Annotated in this window: 13 protein-coding genes and 1 pseudogene; 8 read left to right on the plus strand and 6 right to left on the minus strand. The window is 64.1% G+C overall.

The window, feature by feature from the left end; translation table 11 throughout:
* Positions 1 to 18: 18 nt before the first annotated feature.
* Together NYR97_RS03565 and NYR97_RS03570 are read left to right on the plus strand one after the other, a co-directional pair.
* Positions 19 to 1,392 (plus strand): TolC family outer membrane protein, encoded by a 1,374-nt coding sequence (locus tag NYR97_RS03565; RefSeq protein ID WP_168958262.1) that lies wholly within the window; start codon positions 19 to 21, stop codon positions 1,390 to 1,392.
* A 236-nt stretch (positions 1,393 to 1,628) separates the two neighbouring features.
* Positions 1,629 to 1,991 (plus strand): hypothetical protein, encoded by a 363-nt coding sequence (locus tag NYR97_RS03570; protein WP_316696725.1) that lies wholly within the window; start codon positions 1,629 to 1,631, stop codon positions 1,989 to 1,991.
* 349 nt (positions 1,992 to 2,340) lie between these two features.
* On the opposite strand, the gene waaA is transcribed toward NYR97_RS03570, so the two are convergent.
* Positions 2,341 to 3,657 (minus strand): lipid IV(A) 3-deoxy-D-manno-octulosonic acid transferase, encoded by a 1,317-nt coding sequence (waaA, locus tag NYR97_RS03575; protein ID WP_316696726.1) that lies wholly within the window; start codon positions 3,655 to 3,657, stop codon positions 2,341 to 2,343.
* 76 nt (positions 3,658 to 3,733) lie between these two features.
* On the opposite strand from waaA, the gene NYR97_RS03580 reads away from it, so the two are divergent.
* Positions 3,734 to 4,654: an LpxL/LpxP family Kdo(2)-lipid IV(A) lauroyl/palmitoleoyl acyltransferase gene (locus NYR97_RS03580; RefSeq protein ID WP_316696727.1), complete on the plus strand. Its 921-nt coding sequence runs from the start codon at positions 3,734 to 3,736 to the stop codon at positions 4,652 to 4,654.
* Between the two features lie 190 nt (positions 4,655 to 4,844).
* Here the strand turns inward: NYR97_RS03580 and NYR97_RS03585 are convergent, their stop codons facing one another.
* From NYR97_RS03585 to NYR97_RS03595, 3 genes are read right to left on the minus strand one after another with little or no spacing between them, the layout of a single operon-like run.
* The gene (locus NYR97_RS03585; RefSeq protein WP_316696728.1) at positions 4,845 to 6,179 is read right to left on the minus strand and encodes an O-antigen ligase family protein; all 1,335 of its coding nucleotides are present in this window, start codon (positions 6,177 to 6,179) and stop codon (positions 4,845 to 4,847) included.
* A complete protein-coding gene (locus NYR97_RS03590; protein WP_316696729.1) occupies positions 6,160 to 7,272 on the minus strand; it encodes a glycosyltransferase in 1,113 nt (370 codons plus the stop codon). Before NYR97_RS03590 ends, NYR97_RS03585 begins: the two co-directional genes overlap by 20 nt.
* 10 nt (positions 7,273 to 7,282) lie before the next feature.
* On the minus strand, positions 7,283 to 7,480 hold the full coding sequence (locus tag NYR97_RS03595) for a zinc-finger domain-containing protein (RefSeq protein ID WP_006451050.1): 198 nt from the start codon (positions 7,478 to 7,480) through the stop codon (positions 7,283 to 7,285).
* Positions 7,481 to 7,798: 318 nt separating this feature from the next.
* Here NYR97_RS03595 and NYR97_RS03600 point away from each other — a divergent pair, with 318 nt between their 5' ends.
* The gene (locus NYR97_RS03600) at positions 7,799 to 11,161 is read left to right on the plus strand and encodes a GH92 family glycosyl hydrolase (RefSeq protein WP_316696730.1); all 3,363 of its coding nucleotides are present in this window, start codon (positions 7,799 to 7,801) and stop codon (positions 11,159 to 11,161) included.
* Between the two features lie 478 nt (positions 11,162 to 11,639).
* Here NYR97_RS03600 and NYR97_RS03605 read toward each other — a convergent pair whose 3' ends face one another.
* Together NYR97_RS03605 and NYR97_RS03610 are read right to left on the minus strand one after the other, a co-directional pair.
* Positions 11,640 to 13,949: an NADP-dependent malic enzyme gene (locus tag NYR97_RS03605; RefSeq protein WP_316696731.1), complete on the minus strand. Its 2,310-nt coding sequence runs from the start codon at positions 13,947 to 13,949 to the stop codon at positions 11,640 to 11,642.
* A 199-nt stretch (positions 13,950 to 14,148) separates the two neighbouring features.
* Positions 14,149 to 15,495, minus strand: a complete 1,347-nt coding sequence (locus NYR97_RS03610; protein WP_205393777.1) for a dicarboxylate/amino acid:cation symporter — start codon at positions 15,493 to 15,495, stop codon at positions 14,149 to 14,151.
* A gap of 286 nt (positions 15,496 to 15,781) precedes the next feature.
* Between NYR97_RS03610 and NYR97_RS03615 the strand changes: the two genes are divergently transcribed.
* The 4 genes and pseudogenes from NYR97_RS03615 (at position 15,782) to tcuC (ending at position 22,354) form a co-directional block, all read left to right on the plus strand.
* The gene (locus tag NYR97_RS03615) at positions 15,782 to 16,954 is read left to right on the plus strand and encodes an OprO/OprP family phosphate-selective porin (protein ID WP_316696732.1); all 1,173 of its coding nucleotides are present in this window, start codon (positions 15,782 to 15,784) and stop codon (positions 16,952 to 16,954) included.
* Positions 16,955 to 17,192: 238 nt separating this feature from the next.
* Positions 17,193 to 19,838 carry a hybrid sensor histidine kinase/response regulator gene (locus NYR97_RS03620; protein WP_316696733.1) on the plus strand — a complete coding sequence of 882 codons (2,646 nt, stop codon included), beginning with the start codon at positions 17,193 to 17,195 and terminating at the stop codon, positions 19,836 to 19,838.
* A gap of 34 nt (positions 19,839 to 19,872) precedes the next feature.
* A complete protein-coding gene (locus NYR97_RS03625) occupies positions 19,873 to 20,793 on the plus strand; it encodes an N-acetylmuramoyl-L-alanine amidase-like domain-containing protein (protein WP_316696734.1) in 921 nt (306 codons plus the stop codon).
* 213 nt (positions 20,794 to 21,006) lie between these two features.
* Positions 21,007 to 22,354, plus strand: a pseudogene (tcuC, locus tag NYR97_RS03630) (tricarballylate/proton symporter TcuC).
* Position 22,355 lies beyond the last annotated feature (1 nt).

A 22,355-nucleotide genomic window follows, 5' to 3' on the forward strand; every position in this document is an offset into this window, starting at 1 on the left:
CCCAAGGAAGCTTCCCCGATGATCCGCCGATCCCTCGTTCTGGCCCTGGCCGCCGCCCTGTCTCCGATGGCAGCACATGCCACCGATCTGCTGCAGGTCTACGAAATGGCCCGTAACGGCGATCCGCAGCTGGCCGTGGCCGAGTCCACTCGCCTGGTCAATCGGGAGGGTCAGGTACAGGCGCGTGCGGCGCTGTTGCCGCAGCTCAACGGTGCTTACGACTACAGTAAATCCCACCGCGAAATCGAAGGCCAAGATGGCCGCATAACCACCTCGTCGCGCTCCAGCCAAATCCAAGGCTCCCAGACGATCTTCAATTGGGCGCAGTTCTCCAACCTGCGCGCTCAGCGCGAAGTTGCAAGGGCAGCCGACTTCACACTGGCATCTGCCAATAATGACCTGATCACCCGCACCTCAGCGGCGTATTTTCAGGTCCTGGTGGGCATCGAGTCGCTGGCGGCTGCAGAGACCAACGAAGCCGCAGCCAAGAAGCAGTTCGACTACGCCGACAAACGCCTGGAAGTGGGCCTGGCCCCGATCACCGACGTGCATGAAGCGCGTGCTCAGTACGACCAGGCGCGTGCAGATACGATCAACGCCCGCAACACGCTGAAGGACTACTACCAAGCACTTACCGAGTTGACCGGCCAGCCGGTAGTTGGTCTACGTGCACTGCCGGAAGAGTTTCGCCCCGAGGTGCCTGCCGCCTACAGTGACGTCGACCAGTTGGTGGCGACTGCCATCGCAGACAACCCGGCGTTGAAGGCGCAGCAATTGCAGGTCAGCGCGGCCGAGGCCAGCATTACCGCAGCACGTGCCGGCCATTTGCCCACCGTCAATCTGACCGGCAGCGTGGGACGCAGCAATAGCTGGGGCACAGGGGCTGCGGAAAGCGGTGTGTTTACGACCCAAGGCCGCGACATCGATACCGATTCGATCGGCATCAGCGTGTCAATTCCAATCTTTGCCGGCGGCGCAACACAATCCGCAGTACGTCAAGCACTCTCGCAGCGCGATATCCAGCAAGATACCTACGAGCAGCAGAAGCGCGCACTCGATCGCAACACGCGCAATGCGTATCAGACCGTGGTCGCCGGCATCAGCGAAGTGGAAGCACGTCGTCTGGCCGTGGTCTCCGCACAGGCCGCATACGACGCGTCGCAGGTGGGTCTGGAAGTCGGTACGCGCACCGTGCTGGACGTAGTGCAGAACCAGCGCACCTTGTTCCAGGCTCAGCTGAACTATGCGCAGTCACGCTACAACTTCCTGCAGAACCGTCTGCTGCTGGGCCAGGCCATCGGCAAGCTCGACATCACCGATCTGCAGGATGTGAACCGCCTGCTGTCGCAGGACGCCGAGTCCAAGCTGCAGGGTAGTGGCTCGCTGCAGTAAGGCACTAAACAAAGCAAAAGCAGAAGGTGGGCTTAAGCCCACTTTTTTTGCGCCAAGTACACCGTAATCAACAGCACATGGCGCTAACTCCCACATAAAAAGTAGGGGAATCCCTACCAAACAACCAGACATCACATTACAGCTCAGCGCTGCATTGAGCCCGAACATCGTGGAGCCGGATGTAGATTCGCAAGAATTACTGAATCAAACAGGGCATCTTTAACTATGGAGCTGACATGAAAAAAATTATTTCCTCCGTTTTAGTAGCCGCCACTACCGTCTTAATCTTCCCTATGGCCCAAGCGGTAACTTACCAGACTGTTACCGAGGGCTACGCGCGCGATATTCAAGGAACTGTTGATGCAACTCCCCAGTGCCCAGCTGGATTCACCCCAGTATCTGGAGGATGGAATACAGGAGACCCTAACTCAGTGCGATTTTGGGGAAGGCGAGCCGAGAATAGCAACTTACAGGAAAACATGAACCTCGGTCGTTTTGCTGTCGTTGGCAGCTATCCATCAGGGAATGGCTGGCGCACTTACGGTTACACCAATGGCCCAGTTGTTGTAAATATCTATACCGTATGTGCTTCCAGCTAAAAGCTCGCATCTCAGCCACACATTCCCCCAGACATAATTAGCCGTAGTCGAGCCACCTAGTAACTGTGAAGCTCGCCGATTCGCTTAGTCCGACCGGCTTCACAGTTACCACTTCTTTTTCCGAATCTTTGTGCTACCTGGTGATTTACGCGCCTAGATAGCACTACTTCCGGCACCTGCCACACTTAGCCAAGCGCTTAGCCCCCCAACCTATGCGCTTTAAATATTTGAAGCGGAAAGACAAGAGATTGCATTAACCGACTGAGCCCCCCCCTCCCCCGGCATAGTGCGCACCAGCGACCCACGCCACAATTAAACGCGGGAATGCAAATATGTGTCCGCCAATACTTTAGGAGGCCATGCCATCACTCACCACCGGCGGCAGGTCCGGCGCAATCTGCACCAGCGTGCGCGTCACTGCGCCCTTGCCGTTGGCGACCAGCGCCAGGCCTGCGGCCGCCATCGCCTCGCGCTGGGCCGGGTCACCGAGCAGGCGCGCAAGATCGTGATACACGCTGTCGGCATCGTCGCAGATGGTCACCGCATCGGCCTCGCGCATGCGCCGCGAGATCTCCGAGAAATTATGCAGATGCGGGCCGGTGACTGCCGGCGTGCCGACCGCTGCCGGTTCGAGCAGGTTGTGCCCGCCGATCGGCTGCAGACTGCCGCCGACGAAGGCAACCTGCGCGCAGGCATAGAAACTCATCAGCTCGCCCAAGGTATCGATGATGAATACCTTGTCATGCGCCTGCGGCCACTGCTGGGTCTTGCGTGTGGACACGGACCAACCACGTTCGCGCGCCAGCGCCTCGACCTTGGGAAAGCGCTCGGGATGCCGCGGCGCCCACAACATCAACAGATCAGGAAATTGCAGTAGCAGGCGCGCGTGGATGTCGGCCACGGCTGCCTCCTCGCCTTCGTGCGTGCTGGCGGCAATCCACACCGGTCGCGTTACCGGCACGTGCGTATGAAACTGCGCGACCAGAGCCTGCAACTGTGCGGGCGCGGCGATATCGAATTTGAGATTGCCCAGCGCGATCACCTGATCGGCGCGCGCGCCCAGCGTGAGGAAACGCTCGGCATCGTCGTGCGATTGCGCCGCCACGCAGGTGACGGTGCGCAGTGCGCGGCTGATCAATGGTGCCAGCACGCGATAGCCGCGCAGCGAACGCGCCGACAGCCGCGCGTTGAGGATGTACACCGGAATGTTGCGGTCGCGGCAACCGAACAACATGTTCGGCCACAGCTCGGTTTCCAGAATCAACGCCAACCGCGGGCGGAAATGCTCCAGGAACCGACCCACGCTGCCAGGCACGTCGTAGGGCAGATAGACATGGTCCACCGCATCGCCCCACACCGCGCGCACCCGCTCGGAGCCGGTGGGGGTAATGGTGGTGATGACCCAACGGATATCCGGGCGCTGCGCACGCAAGGCATTGACCAGCGGCGCGGCAGCATTGACCTCGCCCACCGACACCGCATGCACCCACACGCGCGGGCGACCGCAGGCATGCGTGTAGGACGCATAGCGCTCGTTCCAGCGATTGAAGTATTCGCGCACGCGAAACCCGCGCCACACCAGGTGGTACACCGTCACCGGCAGCAACAGGTACAACAGCGCCGAGTACAGCCCGCGCAACAGCCATTCGATCGGGTCTTTCCGCATGCGTGCAGGATACGGGAGCGCCCACACGTGCGCATGTGCACGCTGCCAGGCGCACGCAATCACTTAGAATTAGGCCATGTCCGAGCCCGCCAACGTCGCCGTCCGCCCTTCCCTGGGCACCCCCAAGCACTGGCCGATGTATCTGGGCCTTGCATTGATGGTACTGGCCGGGCGACTGCCCTGGATGCTGCAACGCGCATTGGGCCGCGGGGTCGGCTGGCTCACGCTGCGCCTGGCCGGCACACGTCGGCGTGCGGCCGAGGTCAATCTCAAGCTGTGTTTTCCCGAACAGGACGATGCCTGGCGAGCGCGGCTGTTGCGCGATAGTTTCGATGCGCTGGGCGTGGGCCTGTTCGAATTCGCGCGCGCCTGGTGGGGCAGTATCGATGCCATTCGTCCGGGCGTGCAGGTCGAAGGGCTGGAGCATCTGCAGCGTCTGCAGGAGCAGAAGCGCGGCGTGTTGCTGGTGTCCGGCCACTTCATGACGCTGGAAATGTGCGGGCGGCTGCTGTGCGACCACGTGCCGTTGGCCGGCATGTACCGCAAGCACCGCAACCCGGTGTTCGAATGGGCGGTCAAACGCGGGCGGCTACGCTATGCCACGCACATGTTCGCCAACGAGGATCTGCGCGCCACCATCAAGCATCTCAAGCACGGCGGTTTTCTGTGGTATGCGCCGGATCAGGACATGCGCGGCAAGGACACCGTGTTCGTGCCGTTCTTCGGGCATCCGGCCTCCACCATTACCGCCACGCATCAGCTGGCGCGGCTGACCGGCTGCGCGGTGGTGCCGTATTTCCATCGGCGCGAGGGTGGCCGCTACATCCTCAAGATCGCACCGCCGCTGACAGACATCCCCTCCGACGATGTGATCGCCGATACCACGCAGGTCAATGCGGCGATCGAGGACATGGTGCGCGAGGCACCGGACCAGTACCTGTGGATCCATCGGCGCTTCAAACGCCAGCCGGGCGGGCGCAGCGATTTCTATCGGTGAGGTAGACGCAGCGCAGCTGCGTCACGCATGCATTCGCAGATGACTGCCTTGGTTTACGGAACCAGCCAGGCGTGCGTCGCGAGCGATCGTCGGGATGAGTGCGCACGTCGCGCACGCAACCGCAGTGGACGCGTGATTCCCGCCTGCCGTGTCGATCTCCCGCTAGGCGCAATCGTCTTGAGCGCCAAGCCTATCGCGACGGCGGCTGATCTGCGTCGTCATTGAGCAAGGCACCGGCATACAAGCCGGCCAGCATCAGGCTCAGGCCACCCCAGAAGCTGGAATAGAACGCCAGATGCGTGTTGAGCGGAAAGACCGTTGCCACCAACGCGATCATCGCCGGACGCGCCTGCTCACGCGCCGCAACGCTGGAATAGCGCCACGCGCGCCACGCCTGCGCCGCGCCGGCCAGCCATAGCAGCAATCCGATGACGCCGGTTTCGGCAAGAATTTCCAGCACGATCTGGTGCGCATGGAAGGCAGGGCCGCCGCCCCATGCCGGCGCCTGTTCGGGTGCCGGATCGCAGGCCGGATATGCCTGGCGGAACCCGCGCGCGCCCACACCGTTGAGCGGATGCGCGCGGATCATGCACAGCGCCGCGCCCCAGATCTGCGCACGCCCGGACAAGGCCTGGTCGACGCCTTGTTCGCCATTGCTGAAGGCCAATGCGGTGCGCTGGATGCGCTCGCGCGCTTGCGGTGCCATTGCCACCACGCCGACGGCCAACAGCGTGCCGACCACCGCCACCGCGAGCAGCCGACGGCCGCCCAGCAACTGCCAGCCGGAGAGCAGCACGATCACGCCGTAGGTGATCCACGAGGCGCGTGAACCGGCCAAGACCAGCACCACGCCCACAGCTGCCGCAGCGCCCGCCCACGCCCAGGCAGTGCGCCGCCCGAGCGCAAGCAGCAGGAACGGCGACAAACTGGCCAGGGTCTGCCCGAACTTGAGATTGCACGGGCCCAGCACGCCGCTGAGGCGGTCGACCAGTGCCAATTCTTCCGCCGTACACAGGCCATGCCCGCTGATCCATTGCTTGATCTGATCCAGGCCGAAGAACAACGGGCTGCTGCCGAATGCGGCCTGCAGTAGCGCGTCCAGCGTCCACACCCCGCCGATCACCGCCAGGCCGATGAAGGTGCGCCGGCGGCGCTGCGCATTGGCCACCGCGATCGCGCACAACCACATGAAAGGCAGATAGCGCAGATCGGTGGCCGATTTACGCAGCGCGCGCCCCACGTCCACCGCATCGAATGCCGACAACATCTGCGGCAACCAGTACGCGAAGAACAACACACTGGTCAGCGCCCAGGCAGCGCCGCTGAGCAACCGCGTGCCACCACGGAAACGCGCATGCAACAAGCGATAAGCGGCGAACACTGCGCCCAGCGACAACACCGTTTCGGCCAGCCCGGGCGTGGGCCATAGCGCCACGAACAGGATCACCCACAGCGGTGCCCAGCGACCGGCATCGGGCGTCAACGTGGGCGCGGGTGGGATGGCCTCAGCGGCGGAGTTCGTCATAGACCTTCAAGGTGGCCGACTGCATGGCCTGCAACGTATAGGGGAGCACAGCTGGCGGTGTCGGCGCCTGCTGCAGCATGCCGAGTGCCTGAGTGCTTAGCGCCTGGGCATCGAACGTCGGCACTGCGCCGGCAGGCTGCAGTTCGGCCAGCAACTCGCCGACACCACCGTGTGCCCAGCCCAACACCGGCCGGCCCACCGACAAGGCCTCCACCACGGTGCGGCCGAACGCCTCGGGCTTGCGCGAGAGCTGCAGCACCAGATCGCTGGCCGCATAGGCCTCGGCGATGCGTGCGGTGGGCTCGGTGAAGGCGACCGCCTCGGCCACGCCCAGTCTGCCAGCCTCGGCTTCCAGCTCGCGCACATAGGCTTCGCGGCCCGGCTCACGCGCGCCCGGCAGCCACAACCAGGCCGGCACGCCGGCAGCGCGCACGTCGGCCAGCAGTTGCAGGCCGTCGGCATGTCCTTTCAGGCGCGTACCGCGCCCGGGCAGCAGCAGCAAGGGCGCATCGGCCGGCAAACCGGGCAACAGCGTCCGTGCCCACTTGCGCGCACGGTGATCAGGGTGCGGGCGACGCGGAAACTGCGCGATATCAACCCCGCGCGGGATGGTGCGCAAGCGTGCAGTATCGGTCTGCGGATAGTGCGTACACACGTAATCGCGAACCGTCTGCGAGACACAGATCACCCGCTCGCCGTATGTCATCACCGCGCTATAGCGACTGGGCGAATTGAGCCCGTGCACGGTGGTGACAAAGCGCGGCCGCGTGGCCTGGGGCATGCCGCGCAGCGCGTACCAGCCCAGCCAGGCAGGCAGGCGCGAGCGCGCGTGCACGATGTCGGCACCGAGTTCGGCAAAGAGCCGGCGCAGGCCGACCACATGGCGCAAGGTCAGCAGCGACTTGCGCCCGATCTCCAGAGTGAGATGTTCGCCGCCCGCCTCCAGCAGCGGCTGGACCAGGCGACCGCCGGCCGAGACCACCACGGCGCGGTGGCCGGCACGCACCAGCGCAGCGGCGATTTCCAGGGTGGAGCGCTCGACGCCGCCGGACTGCAGCGCCGGCAGCAGTTGCACCACGGTCAGGCGGTGCATCCGGCCAGGATCAGTCGGCGAGCACGAACAACGCGCCGCAATACGGGCACTTGGCTTCGCAGTTGGGCTCGTCTTCGATCGGCAGGTACACGCGCGGATGCGAGTTCCACAGCGCCATCTGCGGCGTCGGGCAGCTCAGCGGCAGATCGCCGCGGTGCACGGTGTAACGCGATTCGGCATTGGCGGGCGCGGTGGCGGTCTGGCTCATGGCGGCACGATCGTAAAGGCAAGGCAGAGTGCGGATTCTAGCAGCCTGCGTGGTGAGCGGCCCGTTGACCGCGCTGCGTGGGTTGGGATTGCGATGGTCTCGGCGGGAGGCCGGACGGCGGCGGATGGCGCTGTGGCTGGTCCGGCAATGACCTGCCGCGCCGCCGGCACGGCAGCGCCACGCCACCACGCCGGAACATCGCGCTTATCATCACTGGGCAATTGCGCATCGGGATCGGATTGGGTGATCTGCAAAGACCGCGCACATCCGTCAACCGTACATGCCCTGCTACGTCGCTAGCCAAGGAGACATCACTACGTGACCTCGCCTGTCGTTCTGCTGCGTCCGCGTGGCTCGTTGTTCTCGATTGCCGTTGTCCTGGCCTGCGCTGCGCCACTGTCTGTCAGTGCGGCGACCGGCTTTTCGAGTTCGTTCGAAGAGGGTGAGCCCTTGCCGGTCGGCGCTGCGGCAGGCGATGTGCAGATTGCGATCGGCACGGGCCCCGCTGCACCGTATGCAGCCAGGCCGAACGCCGGCTACAGCGGTGCGCATGCGTTGCGGTATGACAGCCGTGGTGCAGGTGGGCGATGCACCTTGTTTACCAACGATGCTCTGATCGGTGCCGATACGACGCTGTCGTGGCTGGTGTTGCCGGAAAGTGTGGGCAGCGATCACGTGGCCTCGACCTATGTGTCGTTGGATCTGCTGCTGGACGACGGCACGCGCGTGTCTGCCAGGGCTGCGCGGGATCAACATGGCGTCGCACTTGGTGCACGTGCGCAGGGCGATTCGAAGACGCTGTATCCGCAGCAATGGACGCGCAAGGCGGTACGGCTGGGGGACGTGGCCGCTTTCCGTGGGCACCGCGTGGTGGCGATCGAATTGGAGGTTGCGCCGCCTACAGGTGCGACCAGTGCCGGTTGGATCGACGATATCGCCATTGCCGATGTGCCGCTCACTCCTGCAACGCGTCCTTCGGACTGGGTGCTGACCACGCGCGGCACACAGTCAAACGGCACGTTCTCGCGTGGCAATAATTTTCCTGCAACCGCAGTGCCGCATGGCTTCAACTTCTGGACGCCGGTGACCGATGCGGGAACGCTGACCTGGCTGTATCGCTGGAACGAGCACAACGCTGCGGACAACCGCCCGCGCCTGCAGGCGCTGTCGCTCAGCCATCAGCCCAGCCCGTGGATGGGCGACCGCCAGACCTTTCAGGTGATGCCGTCGCTGAGTAAGGGCGCGCCGGAGGCCGATCGCAGCAAGCGCGCCCTGGCCTTCTCGCATGACACCGAAATCGCGCGACCGTATCGCTACGCGGTGCAGTTGGACAACGGAATCCAGGCCGAGATCGCACCGACCGATCATGCAGCGCTGTTCCGCTTTCGCTTCCCGGCGCTGGGCGATGCCAATCTGCTGTTCGACAATGTGGACGCGCGCGGTGGATTGCACCTGGATGCTGCGACACAGACGCTCTCCGGCTACACCGATGTGCGTAGCGGCCTGTCGACCGGCGCGACGCGGATGTATGTCTATGCCAGCTTCGATACGCCATGGAAAACCAGCGGACTGAGCGACACCGGCCGGCCCACCGGTTGGATCAAGTTCGATGCGGGCAGCACGCGGCAGGTGCAGATGCGCATCGCCACTTCGCTGATCTCGCTCGATCAGGCCAGGCGCAACCTTGCGCTGGAGATCGCGCCGCAGGCGACCTTGGAGCAGATCGCTGCGCGTGCGCAGGATGCATGGGATGCGCTACTGGAGCGATTCGAAGTTCCCGACGCCACTGCCGGCCAGAAGACCACGCTGTATTCCAATCTGTACCGGCTGCATCTGTATCCCAACTCCGGCCATGAAAACGCCGGTAGCAACAGCGCGCCGGACTGGCGTTACGCCAGCCAGAGCAGCTGGTCGGACGACAACATCGATGGCAGTGCGGTGCGCAGTTTTGCGCCTATCCGCGATGGCCGGGTCTACGTCAACAACGGCTTGTGGGACACCTTTCGCACCGCGTGGCCGGCGTATGCGTTGTTCGCATCCGACGATGCCGGCGCATTCGTACAGGGCTTCCTGGAGCAATCGCGTGCAGGTGGCTGGGTGGCGCGCTGGTCCTCGCCCGGTTATGCCGATCTGATGGTGGGCACCAGTTCCGATGTGGCGTTTGCCGATGCGTGGCGCAAGGGCGTGCAGGGTTTCGACCCGGCCGAGGCGTACGCTGCCGCGCTGAAGAATGCGACCGTGGTGGCGCCGGATCGCCACGTCGGCCGCAAAGGCATGGCGCGTTCCACCTTTCGCGGTTACGCCGATACCGACACGCACGAAGGCATGTCGTGGTCGATGGAAGGCGCGCTCAACGACTTCGGCATTGCCAACATGGCCGATGCGCTGTCCAGGCAAGCGACGACGGCAACAGCGCGCGAGCGTTATGCCACCGAAGCGCTGTATTTTCGCCACCGTGCGGCCGGGTATTCGGCGTTGTTCGATCCGGCGATCGGCTTTTTCCAGGGCCGCAAGGCCAATGGCGATTGGCGTGTGAATGCTGCACAGTACGACCCGCGCGTGTGGGGCAACGATTACACCGAATCCAGTGGCTGGACGTTTGCATTCACCGCACCGCACGATGGCGAAGGCCTGGCCACGCTGTATGGCGGGCGCGCGGGACTGGCCGCGAAACTGGATACGTTCTTTACCACGCCCGAAACCGCCGAAGCCACGTTTGCCGGCTCGTATGGCGACACCATCCACGAGATGACCGAAGCGCGCGACGTGCGCATGGGCATGTATGCGCACAGCAATCAGACCGCGCACCATCTTCCGTGGATGTATCTGTACGCCGGGCAGCCGTGGAAGACGCAGCGCATCAGCCGCGAGATCCTCGCGCGCTTGTATCTGGGCAGCGAGATCGGCCAGGGCTATCCCGGCGATGAAGACAACGGCGAAATGTCGGCGTGGTATCTGTTCGCGGCACTTGGGCTGTATCCGCTGCGCATGGGCGCGCCGGAGTATGTGATCGGCTCGCCGCTGTTCAAGCATGCCAGCGTGGGTCTGCCCAAGGGCGGCATGTTAGTTGTCAATGCGCCACAGAATTCGCCGCAGAACGTGTATGTGCAATCGCTCAGGCTCAATGGAAAACCCTGGCGCAAGACCTGGTTGCCGCATGCGGACATTGCAAAGGGCGCGACGCTGGATTTCGTGATGGGGCCGACGCCGTCGCGCTGGGGCACCGGGCCTGACGATGTGCCGCCGTCATTGACTGCGCCTGGGGAGCGCCCTGCCCCGCTGCAGGATCTGCTTGGAAACACTGCGCGCATCACGCTGGACGATGATGGCGATGTCGCTACGTTGCATGACGACGATGCGGGAACGGTCGCTGCAGTTGCATCGACATCGACGCTGACGTTCAGCGGCATTACGCCCGGCACGCCGACGCTCTACACACTGACCAGCGGCAATACGGCGATTTCTGCAGGTGGGTGGACCTTGGAAGCCCGTGCGGCTGGTGGTGCGTGGACGATGATTGATCAGCGTCGTGATGAAGCGTTCGATTGGCCGTTGCAGACGCGGCCGTTTCGGATCGCTCGGCCTGGAGCGTATGTGGAATATCGACTGCGCTTCAGCGCGCCTGCGAAAGTGCAGCTGGCGGAGCTTGAGTTGTTGGGTGTGAAGCCTGCGGTGCGTTAAGGCTGGCGCTGTCCGCGATCCATCGTCGCGTTGTCATGGCATGACGATTTGCCGCACTCAGACAGGCGCAGGTTGCGCTCGCGCAGTTGTGGAGCACAGGCTCTGCTGCTGTCATAGAGAATCGCGCAGTACGGAAAACAAAGCGGAGAATTCGCTTGCCTTGACTGAGTCATGTCAACGACGCGCCAAGGCGGCAGCGTGGCCGGGGATTGGCGGAGAGCGGCACACGGATGTGCCGCGGCGGCGAGTCAGACAGGATGTCTGACCGAGCCGAAGAGCCGATTCCCGGACGCGCTGGCGCCCCTCACCGAAGCCAGAGACCGACAGCCGTTGCTTGGCACTCCCTGGAGAAACCGTACCCTCACCCCAACCCCTCTCCCGGGGGGAGAGGGGCTTTCGAGCATTGCTTGCTCAGCCGCCGCTTTTCATGGCCTCGGCCGCTGCCTTTCCTATCGTTGCTTTATCAGCAACCGATCTCTCAACCATTCCCCTTATCGGCTATCGCTTTTTCGGCATCGCGCTGCTTGCGGATCTGCGCATCCACCGCCGCGATCGCCGTCATGTTCATCACCCGGCGCGAGGTGGCGCTGGTGGTGAGGATGTGCACCGGCTTGGAAATGCCCATCAGGATCGGCCCGATCGCCACGCCGTCGGTGAACACGCGCACCAGGTTGTAGGCGATGTTGGCCGCTTCCAGGTTCGGCAGCACGAACAGGTTGGCGCGGCCCTTGAGCGTGCTGTTGGGCATGATCTGCTTGCGCAGCGCTTCGTCCCAGGCGGTGTCGCCCTGCATTTCGCCGTCGATGTTGAGCTCGGGCTTGCGCTTGAGCAGTGCTTCGCGCACCGCACGCATCTTCAAGGCATCGCGCGAATCGTGGCTGCCGAAGTTGGAGTGCGACAGCAGCGCGATGTTGGGCTCGATGCCGAACAACTTGAGGCGATACGCGGCCTGCAATGTGGCTTCCACCACTTGTTCGACCGTCGGGTCTTCCTGCACATGCGTATCCAGGAAGAAGAACACGCCCAACTGGTTGATCACCCCGGTCATCGCCGAGGTGGAGCTCACCCGCGGTTCCAGCGGAATCACGCTGCGGGCGTAGCCCAGCTTCTTGTGGAAGCGGCCGACCACGCCGGACAGCATCGCATCGGCCTCGCCACGCGCCACCATCACTGCGGCGATCAAGGTCGGGCGCGAGCGCATCAACTCCTTGGCGGCGGTGACGGTCACGCCACGACGTTCGGTCAGTGCGTGGTAATACTGCCAATACTCGTTGAAGCGCGGGTCGTCGTAGATGTTGGTGATTTCAAAGTCCACCCCTGCGGTCAGGCGCAGACCCATGCGTTCGATACGCGCCTCGATGACGTCCGGGCGGCCGATCAGGATCGGGAAGGCCAGGCCTTCGTCGACCACGTTCTGTACCGCGCGCAACACCACTTCCTCTTCGCCTTCGGCATACACCACGCGCTGCTTGTCGGCGCGCGCGCGGTCGTAGACCGGCTTCATCATCAGGCTGGTGCGGTAGACGAACTGGCCGAGCTTGTCGCGGTAGGCCTCCATGTCGTCGATGGGCCGCGTGGCCACGCCCGAATCCATCGCCGCCTGCGCAACGGCGGACGACAGCTCCACCAGCAGGCGCGGGTCCAGCGGACGCGGAATCAGGTATTCCGGGCCGAAGCTCGGAGTCTCGCCGCCGTAGGCCGCGCCCAGGTCGGAGGCCTCGCGCCGTGCCATCGCCGCGATCGCCTTGACGCAGGCGATCTTCATCTCTTCGTTGATGCCGGTGGCGCCCACGTCCAGTGCGCCGCGGAACAGGTACGGGAAGCACAGCACGTTGTTGATCTGGTTCGGGTAGTCCGACCGGCCGGTGCCGATGATGCAATCCGGGCGCACCGCCTTGGCCGTTTCCGGGGTGATCTCCGGATTGGGATTGGCCAGCGCGAAGATCACCGGCTGGCGCGCCATCGTGGCGACCATCTCCGGCTTGAGGATGCCGGCCGCCGACAGGCCCAGGAAGATATCGGCGCCCTCGACGATTTCGGCCAGCGTGCGCTTGTCGGTGTCGCGCGCATAGCGCTGCTTGTCCGGGTCCAGATCGGTGCGGCCGGTGTGGATCACGCCGTCGCGGTCCAGCGCCAGGATGTTCTCCGGCTTCAGGCCCAGCGAGACCAGCATGTTGACGCAGGAAATGCCGGCCGCGCCCATGCCGGTAGTGGCCAGCTTGACCTCTTCGATCTTCTTGCCGGTGACCACCAGCGCGTTGAGCACGGCGGCGCCGACGATGATCGCGGTGCCGTGCTGGTCGTCATGGAACACCGGGATGTTCATGCGCTCGCGTAGCTTGCGCTCGACGATGAAGCACTCCGGCGCCTTGATGTCTTCCAGGTTGATGCCGCCGAAGGTCGGCTCCAGGCTGGCGATGATGTCCACCAGCTTGTCCGGGTCGTTCTCGTTGATCTCGATGTCGAACACGTCGATGCCGGCGAACTTCTGGAACAGCACGCCCTTGCCTTCCATCACCGGCTTGGACGCCAGCGGGCCGATGTTGCCCAGGCCCAGCACTGCGGTGCCGTTGGTGATCACCGCCACCAGATTGCCGCGCGCGGTGAGCTCGCTGGCCTGGGTGGGTTCTTCGACGATCGCCTCGCAGGCGAAGGCCACGCCCGGCGAATACGCCAGCGACAGATCGCGCTGGGTCAGCATCGGCTTGGTCGCGGTGACCTTGATCTTGCCGGCCGGCTGCTGGCGGTGGTAGTCGAGGGCGGCCTGTTTGAAGTCGTCGTTGGACATCGGCTGTGTGGGTCTCGAAGGCGCAGGAGGGCTGAATTCTACCCTCCTGCCTGAACAAGGGCCTGTCGCGCAGCTGTCAGCGCGGCAGGGAAATCGCATGCTGCAGCGCGTCGCGCACTGCGGCCAGGGTCTGGCTCAAAGCGAAAACGGCCCTGCATCCCGCCGGCAGTGCCGACGGAAGACAGGGCCGCAGGAAGCATCAGCGTGCGCTGATCGGGGCGACAACGTCGGTCGAGGCCACCGGTGCCTGCAACGGCGGCGAGCCGCCATCCAGCACCAGCTTGAGCTGATCGCGGTCCAGTGCATTTTCCCAGCGCGACACCACCACCGTGGCGACCGCGTTGCCGATGAAGTTGGTCAGCGAGCGGCACTCGCTCATGAAGCGGTCCACGCCCAGGATCAGCGCCATGCCGGCTACCGGCACGTCCGGCACCACCGACAAGGTGGCGGCCAGGGTGATGAAGCCGGCGCCAGTCACGCCGGCCGCGCCCTTGGAGCTGAGCATCGCCACTGCCAGCAGGGTGATCTGCTGGCCCAGGCTCAGGTCCACGTTGGTGGCCTGGGCGATGAACAAGGCGGCCAGGGTCATGTAGATGTTGGTGCCATCCAGATTGAACGAATAGCCGGTCGGCACCACCAGGCCCACCACCGACTTCTCGCAGCCGGCCTTTTCCATCTTCTCCATCAGCGAGGGCAGCGCCGACTCCGACGAGGAGGTGCCCAGCACCAGCAGCAGTTCGGCCTTGAGATAGCGGATCAGCTTGAGCACCGAAAAGCCGCACAGGCGACAAACAATGCCCAGGATCACCAGCACGAAGAACAGCGAGGTCACATAGAACGAGCCCACCAGCCAGGCCAGATTGACCAGCGATTCCACCCCGTACTTGCCGATGGTGAAGGCGATCGCACCGAACGCACCGATCGGCGCGGCCTTCATCAGCATGTGCACCAGCCGGAACACCGGCGCGGTCAGCGCTTCCAGGAAGCTCAGCACCGGGCGGCCACGCTCGCCGACCAGGGCCAGCGCGATCCCGAACAGCACCGCCACGAACAGCACCTGCAGGATGTTGCCATCGACGAACGCGCTGACCAGCGTGGCCGGGATGATGTCCATCAAAAAGCCGACCAGGCTCAGCTCGTGCGATTTCTGCACGTAGGTGTTGACCGCGCTCTGATCCAGCTCGGCCGGGTTGATGTTCATGCCGGCACCGGGCTGCACCACGTGCGCCACGATCATGCCCACGATCAACGCCAGCGTGGAGAAGAACAAAAAGTAGGCCATCGACTTGGCGAAGACCCGTCCCACCGTCTTGAGGTGGGTCATGCCGGCGATGCCGGTGACGATGGTCAGGAAGATCACCGGGGCAATGATCATCTTCACCAGCTTGATGAAGGCGTCGCCCAACGGCTTGAGGCTTTCGGCGAAGGCCGGCTCGAAATGGCCGAGCAAGGCACCCAGGACGATCGCCACCACCACCTGGAAGTACAGCTGGCGGTAGAAGGGGACAGACGCCGGCAACGGGCCGGCAGGCTTGCTGATGTGCATGACACCACTCCGAGGGAACAAAGAGGGCGCCTGAGCAGGCACCCGGTGCACGCATTCTGGCCGCACGTCACAGCCAGGGCCGATAGCCCATTGGTACTACGCACTGTCCGCGGGCTGAACGCCGTCTTACACTTCAGCGGCGCCACCGCCGGCCGTTAATTTCGTTTAACACAGACAACGATTCCCTGTGCGTTCGATGCCCGGAACCTGCGCGCTTGCTGAAGCTGTTTATTGCGACCGCCATGGCAGGACGCCCGGCCCCTTCTCATTGCCGAAGATCATTCCTATGCGCCTCAATCCGCTCGTTCTTGCGTTGGCCATCGCCGCCGCGCCCGCTGCCGCCAATGCGGCCACCTCGATCGAAAACTGGCCGACCAAGTACACCTTCGGTGATGGCACCGAGCTGGGTCTGACCGGCAACTACGCCTACGACGACAATAACTTTTCCGGCGACGACCGCCTGGAAGACCGCACCGATTTCCGCCGCAAGGAATTCGGCGCCACCCTCAAGAAGAAGGGCGTCTACGACGCCATGGTGTACTTCGACTTCGAAGCCAAGCTGTGGCTGGACGTGTTCTACCGCTTCGAGACCAAGGCGCTGCTGGGCCAGGATTACGGCCGCGTGCGGCTGGGCTACATGAAGGTGCCGGTGGGTCTGGAAGCGGTGCAGAGCTCGCGCGCGGGCAGCTTCATGGAGCTGGGCCTGCCGGTGCAGGCGGTGTTCCAGGGCCGGCGGACCGGTGTGGAGTGGACCCTGGAGCGTCAGCAGTACCTGCTGCAGGCCGGCGCGTACGGCGGCCAGGATCTGCAGGGCGACAACCCGGGCACCACCCAGGCCGTGCATGCGGCATGGACCCCGTTCAAGGCCGAAGGCGACGTGCTGCACCTGGGCATCGCCGGCTCGGTCGAAAACCCGCGCGGCTTCAGCGACGGCCGCGGGGTGTCCTTCAGCCCGCGCGTGCGCCTGCGCGCCCGCCCGGAAGCCGGCCTGACCGACGTGCGTCTGATCGACACCGGCACCATCCTCGATGTGGATCACGTGATCCGCACCGGCGTGGAAGCGGTCTGGATCCACGGCCCGTTCTCGCTGCAGAGCGAAGCGCTGCGTGCCGAAGTGGCGCGTAACGACAACCTGCCGCACTTCATCGCGCAGGGCCAGTACCTCTACGGCACCTGGTCGCTGACCGGCGAGTCGCGCACCTATGCCGGCGGCGTCCCGGGCAATATCAAGCCGGCGCACGACTACGGCGCGGTCGAGCTGACTGCCCGCTACAGCCGTCTGAATCTGGAAGACAACAACGTCCACGGCGGCCGCCAGCACGACACCACCATCGGTGCCAACTGGTACCTCACCAGCCACTTCAAGATGCAGGCCAACTACAGCTGGGTGGATTCCTCGCGCAATGGCGTGCATGAGACCCCGCACGTGATGGAACTGCGTGCGCAGGTGCAGTTTTAAGCGCTGTTGAGCAGATGCAACGCGGGCCTGGTTGGCCGCGCGTTGTCTTGGTTGGCCGCTTCAACGCGGTGATGCTGTAACGCACACCAGCGTGTGTGCCTATGCGGCCGCATCCTTCCGAGGATGCGGCCGCAGTCGTTTGTCGGGGGCTCGTTTGGTGGTCATGCGGGGCGGTCGTCGGTGCGGATATCCGCGGCGACAGCTGCACGATGTACCAGCGCACCGCCATACTTGGCGCATGTACGCCTCGCAACACCGCCGCCTGCTGTTCACGCTGTCCATCGTATTGGGCGGCATGTTGGTGGCCATGTTCGCGGCCGGGCATTTTGTCGAGCAGAACGCCTTGCGCGACGAAAGCGCCACCGTGCGGCGTCAGCTGCGGCTGTATGCGCAGGCCTTGCAGCAGCGTATCGATCGCTATCGCACCTTGCCCCAGATTCTGGCGCTGGACCCGGAGCTGCGCGCTGCGGTGTCCGGGCCGTTGTCGGCCGCGCAGGTGGAACAGCTCAACGCCAAACTCGAACGCGCCAACAACGTCACCCAATCGTCCACGCTGACGGTGATCGACCGCAGTGGTATCGCGTTGGCGGCCAGCAACTGGCGCGCGCCGCGCAGCAATGTGGGCGTGGACTACGCGTTCCGCCCTTATTACCAGCAGGCACTGGCCACCGGCAGCGGCAGCTTTTACGGCATCGGCATGACCACCAGCGAGCCGGGGTATTTCCTGTCGCAAGCGATCGTCGACTCTGCCGGCCAGGTGCAGGGCGTGGTGGTGATCAAGATCGCGCTGGCCGCACTGGAACGCGAATGGCTGCAGACCCCGGACATCGTGCTGGCCTCCGATGCGCACGACGTGGTGTTTCTGGCCAGCCGCCCCGACTGGCGCTACCGCATGCTGGCACCGCTCAGCCTGCGCGATCGCAGCGAATTGCAGAGCACCCGCCAGTACGCCGACCAGGGATTGCTACCGTTGCAGCGCCGGCTGATCGAGCAGACCGGCAACGGCGGCGTATTGGCCGAGGTCCGCGAGCCAGCGCTCGCCGGCCCGGTGCTTTGGCAGACTCTTGAATTGCCCGAAAGCGGCTGGCGCCTGCATCTGCTGCACGACACCCGCGCCAGCGCAGCCGCCGGCCGCGCCGCTGCGATTGCCGCCGCCGGTGCGTGGCTGGCACTGGCCTTGCTGTGGTTGTTCGTGCAGCAACGGCGGCGGCTGGCGGCTTTGCGTCAGCGCAGCCGGGACGAACTGGAAACACTGCTGCAACAACACGCCGAAGAACTGCGCACCGCCCAGGATGGCGTGGTCACCGCCGCGCAGCAGGCCAATGCCGGCTTGAGCCGCAGCCTGGAACACCTGCCGCAAGGCGTGGTGGTGATCGACGATGCGCTCAATCTGGTGGCGTGGAATTCGCGCTATGTCGAGCTGTTCCGCTTCCCGCCGGAGTTGCTCAAGATCGGCCGCCCGATCGAAGACCTGTTCCGCTTCAACGCACGCCGTGGCCTGCTTGGTCCGGGGCCGATCGAAGCGGCCATCGAGCGCCGTTTGAACCATTTGCGCAGCGGCAAACCGCATATGCGCGAGAGCGAGAAGGAAGACGGCACGGTGCTGGAAATCCGCGGCAACCCGCTGCCCGATGGCGGCTTCGTCACCAGTTACGCCGACATCACCAGCTACAAGAACGCCGCGCGCGAACTGCGCTCGTTGGCCGACGCGCTGGAACACCGCGTGGCCGAACGCACCCGCGACCTGGCCGCCGCCAAGCGCGAGGCCGAGAGCGCCAACCGCTACAAGACCCGCTTCGTCGCCTCGGCGGTGCACGACCTGCTGCAGCCGCTCAACGCCGCGCGCATGTTCGTTTCGGTGTTGCGCGGGCAGGTGCGCGAGACCGGCAGCGCACGTGTGGTCGACAACATCGAAGGCGCGCTGGCCGCGCAGGACGCCATCCTCAACAGCCTGCTGGATATCTCGCGGCTGGAAGCGGGCAGCCTGAAAACCCAGGTGCGCGATTTTGCCATCGCCCCACTGCTGGAAACGCTGGCACGCGAGTTCGGGATCCTGGCCGAAGACCGCGGCCTGGTGCTGGATTGGGTGCCCACCTCGGCGGTGGTGTTGAGCGATGAAAACCTGCTGCGGCGCATCCTGCAGAACTTTCTCTCCAATGCGATCCGCTACACCCCGCGTGGGCGGGTGCTGATCGGCTGTCGTCGCCGTGGCGGCTGGCTGCGCATCGAAGTGCACGATCAAGGGCCCGGCATTCCCGAAACACTGCAGCATGAAATCTTCGAAGAATTCCGCCGCCTGGACGATGGCGTGGCCAACGATCGCGGCGCCGGTCTGGGGCTTGCCATCGTCGAACGCATCGGCCGCCTGCTCGGTCACCGCATCGGTCTGCATTCCACGCTGGGGAGCGGCAGCGTATTTTCGGTCACGCTGCCGCTGGGCGAGCGTGCCGCCATCGCCAAGCAATTGCCGCCGCCCACCACCACTGCAGAAAACGCCAACGACCCGATCCTGCACGGCTGCCGCGTCTGGTGCGTGGACGATGAGCCACGCGTGTGCGAAGCCACGCGCGTCTTGCTCGAACGCTGGGAATGCCGGGTGGATTTTGCCGGTGGCCCCGACGATGCACTGGCCGCCGCCAACGCCGACGATGTGCCGGAACTGCTGTTGCTGGACGTGCGCATGGGCGAGCACTACGGCCCCATCTTGCTGCCGCAGTTGGTGCAACGCTGGCAACGCGAACCGCGCGTAATTTTAGTCACCGCAGAACCCGATCCCGCACTGCGCGAGCATGCGCTGGACCTAGGCTGGGGATTGTTGTCCAAACCGGTGCGCCCGCCGGCACTGCGTGCGCTGGTGACGCAGATGTTGCTGCGGCGTGGGTAATGCTGCACGCAGCCACACACGCCACGTTCGGATCGTGCAGCACGGCTTCGTGCTCGCTGGTGCAGCAGCTCAGAATCTGCTCGACCATTGCAGCCTGCCCCCGAAAGCTGGAAATGCGATGTTCAAGACAACGCTACCGCTGCTGATGTCACTGCTCTTTGCGAGCTGTGCAGGGGGATTTCCAGCGCAGGCGGAAACGTCCTCCGGCGTCACGCAGCCAGCGCCGCCATCGCGCGTGACCATGGATCCCTACACGGTCAATAAATTGAATGCCGTGCTGGATCAGGCCTCAAACCATAGGGGATTAAGCCTGGGCCACCTGATCGACGCGATCTCGGCAGAATTTCTAGGCACGCCCTACCGCGACCATGTCTTGCAGGGCTCGGCCACCACGCCAGAGAAACTGATCATCGACTTCACCGGATTGGACTGCTTCACTTATCTGGATTACGTCGAGGCGGCGCGAAAGTCCTACTCACAGCAGGATTTCGTCAATCATCTGGTGCTTACCCGCTACGTCGAGGGCGTTGTCAGCTTTACCCATCGCAAGCATTTCTTTACCGATTGGGCCAACAGACCGTACGAGCTCGCCACCGATATCACCGCAATGGTCAGCCCCAATGCGGTCAGCGTCGCCAAAGCGCTCAACCGAAAAGCCGATGGCAGCAATTATCTTCCAGGTCTGCCGGTGGTTGACCGGACCATCACTTACATTCCCACCGAACGCGTCGACAGCACGGTTGTCAGCCGGCTGCGCACCGGCGACTACATCGGCATCTACACGCCTCTGGCTGGGCTGGACGTCACCCACGTCGGGTTTTTCATCATGACCGACAAGGGCCCGGTGCTACGCAACGCCTCATCCCGCAAGGAAAACATGAAAGTCGTGGACTCTCCGTTCATGGAGTATGTCGCAAGGACCCCGGGCATCATTGTCTATCGGGCCAAGAAGTGACCACGCACCACCGCCAGGCTCGATAAGCGCCGGCGCCCGGCGGCATCTGTGGACGCAGCTGCCGCACGCGCCGCGCCTGCCGCATCGACGCGCGTGGGAGCCGAGCACCGCTGCAGCGTGTGCTGATGTTCAACCTGCATCAGTCGATGAGAAAGCAGCAATTATCAACATCGGCCATCTCCACCAGAATCGATCGCCTCAGATGTTCCGCACATGCATACCTGTCGTGGAGGGCGATCTATGCAGACTTCCAGCCTTGAGGCAAAGGGGCAGTCGAAACTGGGAATGGTGCTGAGGGTGACCTCGGGCAACTTTCTTGAGCAGTTCGATTTTTTCCTGTTCGGTTTTTACGCAACGCAGATCGCCGCGGTGTTCTTCCCGGCAAGCAACGAATTCGCTTCGTTGATGATGACCTTCGCCGTGTTTGGCGCAGGCTTTCTGATGCGTCCACTGGGTGCAGTGATCCTGGGCGCGTATATCGATGATGTGGGCCGCCGCAAGGGCCTGATCGTCACCCTGGCAATCATGGCCAGCGGCACCGTCCTGATCGTGCTGGTGCCCGGCTATGCCAGCATCGGTTTGTGGGCACCGGCCTTGGTATTGCTCGGGCGGTTGCTGCAAGGTTTTTCGGCAGGTGCCGAAATGGGCGGCGTGTCGGTGTATCTGGCCGAGATGGCGACGCCGGGGCGGCGCGGCTTCTATGCGAGTTGGCAATCGGCCAGCCAGCAGGTTGCCATCGTCGCTGGCAGCCATCGGGTATGCGCTCAACCAGCTCATGGCGCCGCAGGATCTGGCGCAATGGGGCTGGCGGATTCCCTTTGCCATCGGTTGCGTCATCATCCCCTTCATCTTCTTGCTGCGGCGCAGCCTGGAAGAGACTGCGGCGTTCGCGCAGCGCACGCAGCGCGTCACGATGCAGCAGGTGATGCGCGGGCTGGCCAACAATGCCGGCACCGTGATCGCCGGCGGGTTGATGGTGGCGCTGACCACGACCGCGTTCTATCTGATCACCGTCTACGCACCGACCTTCGGCAAGAGCGTGCTCAAACTCAGCACCGGCGACGCATTGATCGTGACGCTGCTGGTCGGCATCTCCAACTTCATCTGGCTGCCGATCGGCGGTGCGCTCAGCGACCGGTTCGGCCGCAAACCGCTGCTGGTGACCATGGCGGTGGTGTGCGTACTGAGCGCGTATCCGGTACTCGCGTTCCTGGCCGCCGCACCGAGCTTTGCGCACATGTTGCAGGCGCTGCTGTGGCTGTCCTTCATCTACAGCATCTACAACGGCGCCATGATTCCTGCGCTCACCGAACTCATGCCGGCGCATGTACGGGTGGCGGGATTTTCGCTTGCCTACAGCCTGGCCACGGCGGTCTTTGGCGGCTTTACGCCGGTGATGTCCACCTGGTTGATCCATGTCACCGGCGACAAGGCCGCCCCTGGCTATTGGCTGGTATTTGCGTCCGTGTGCGCGTTGTTGGCAACGCTGTTTCTCTACCGACGCCATGGCAACGCAGCGACAGCGACCGGCCTCGACGCTGCTGCGGGAGCGGCGAAATGAT

This window comes from Xanthomonas hydrangeae, from assembly GCF_032697525.1.
In the GTDB taxonomy this organism is placed as follows: Bacteria; Pseudomonadota; Gammaproteobacteria; order Xanthomonadales; family Xanthomonadaceae; genus Xanthomonas; species Xanthomonas hydrangeae.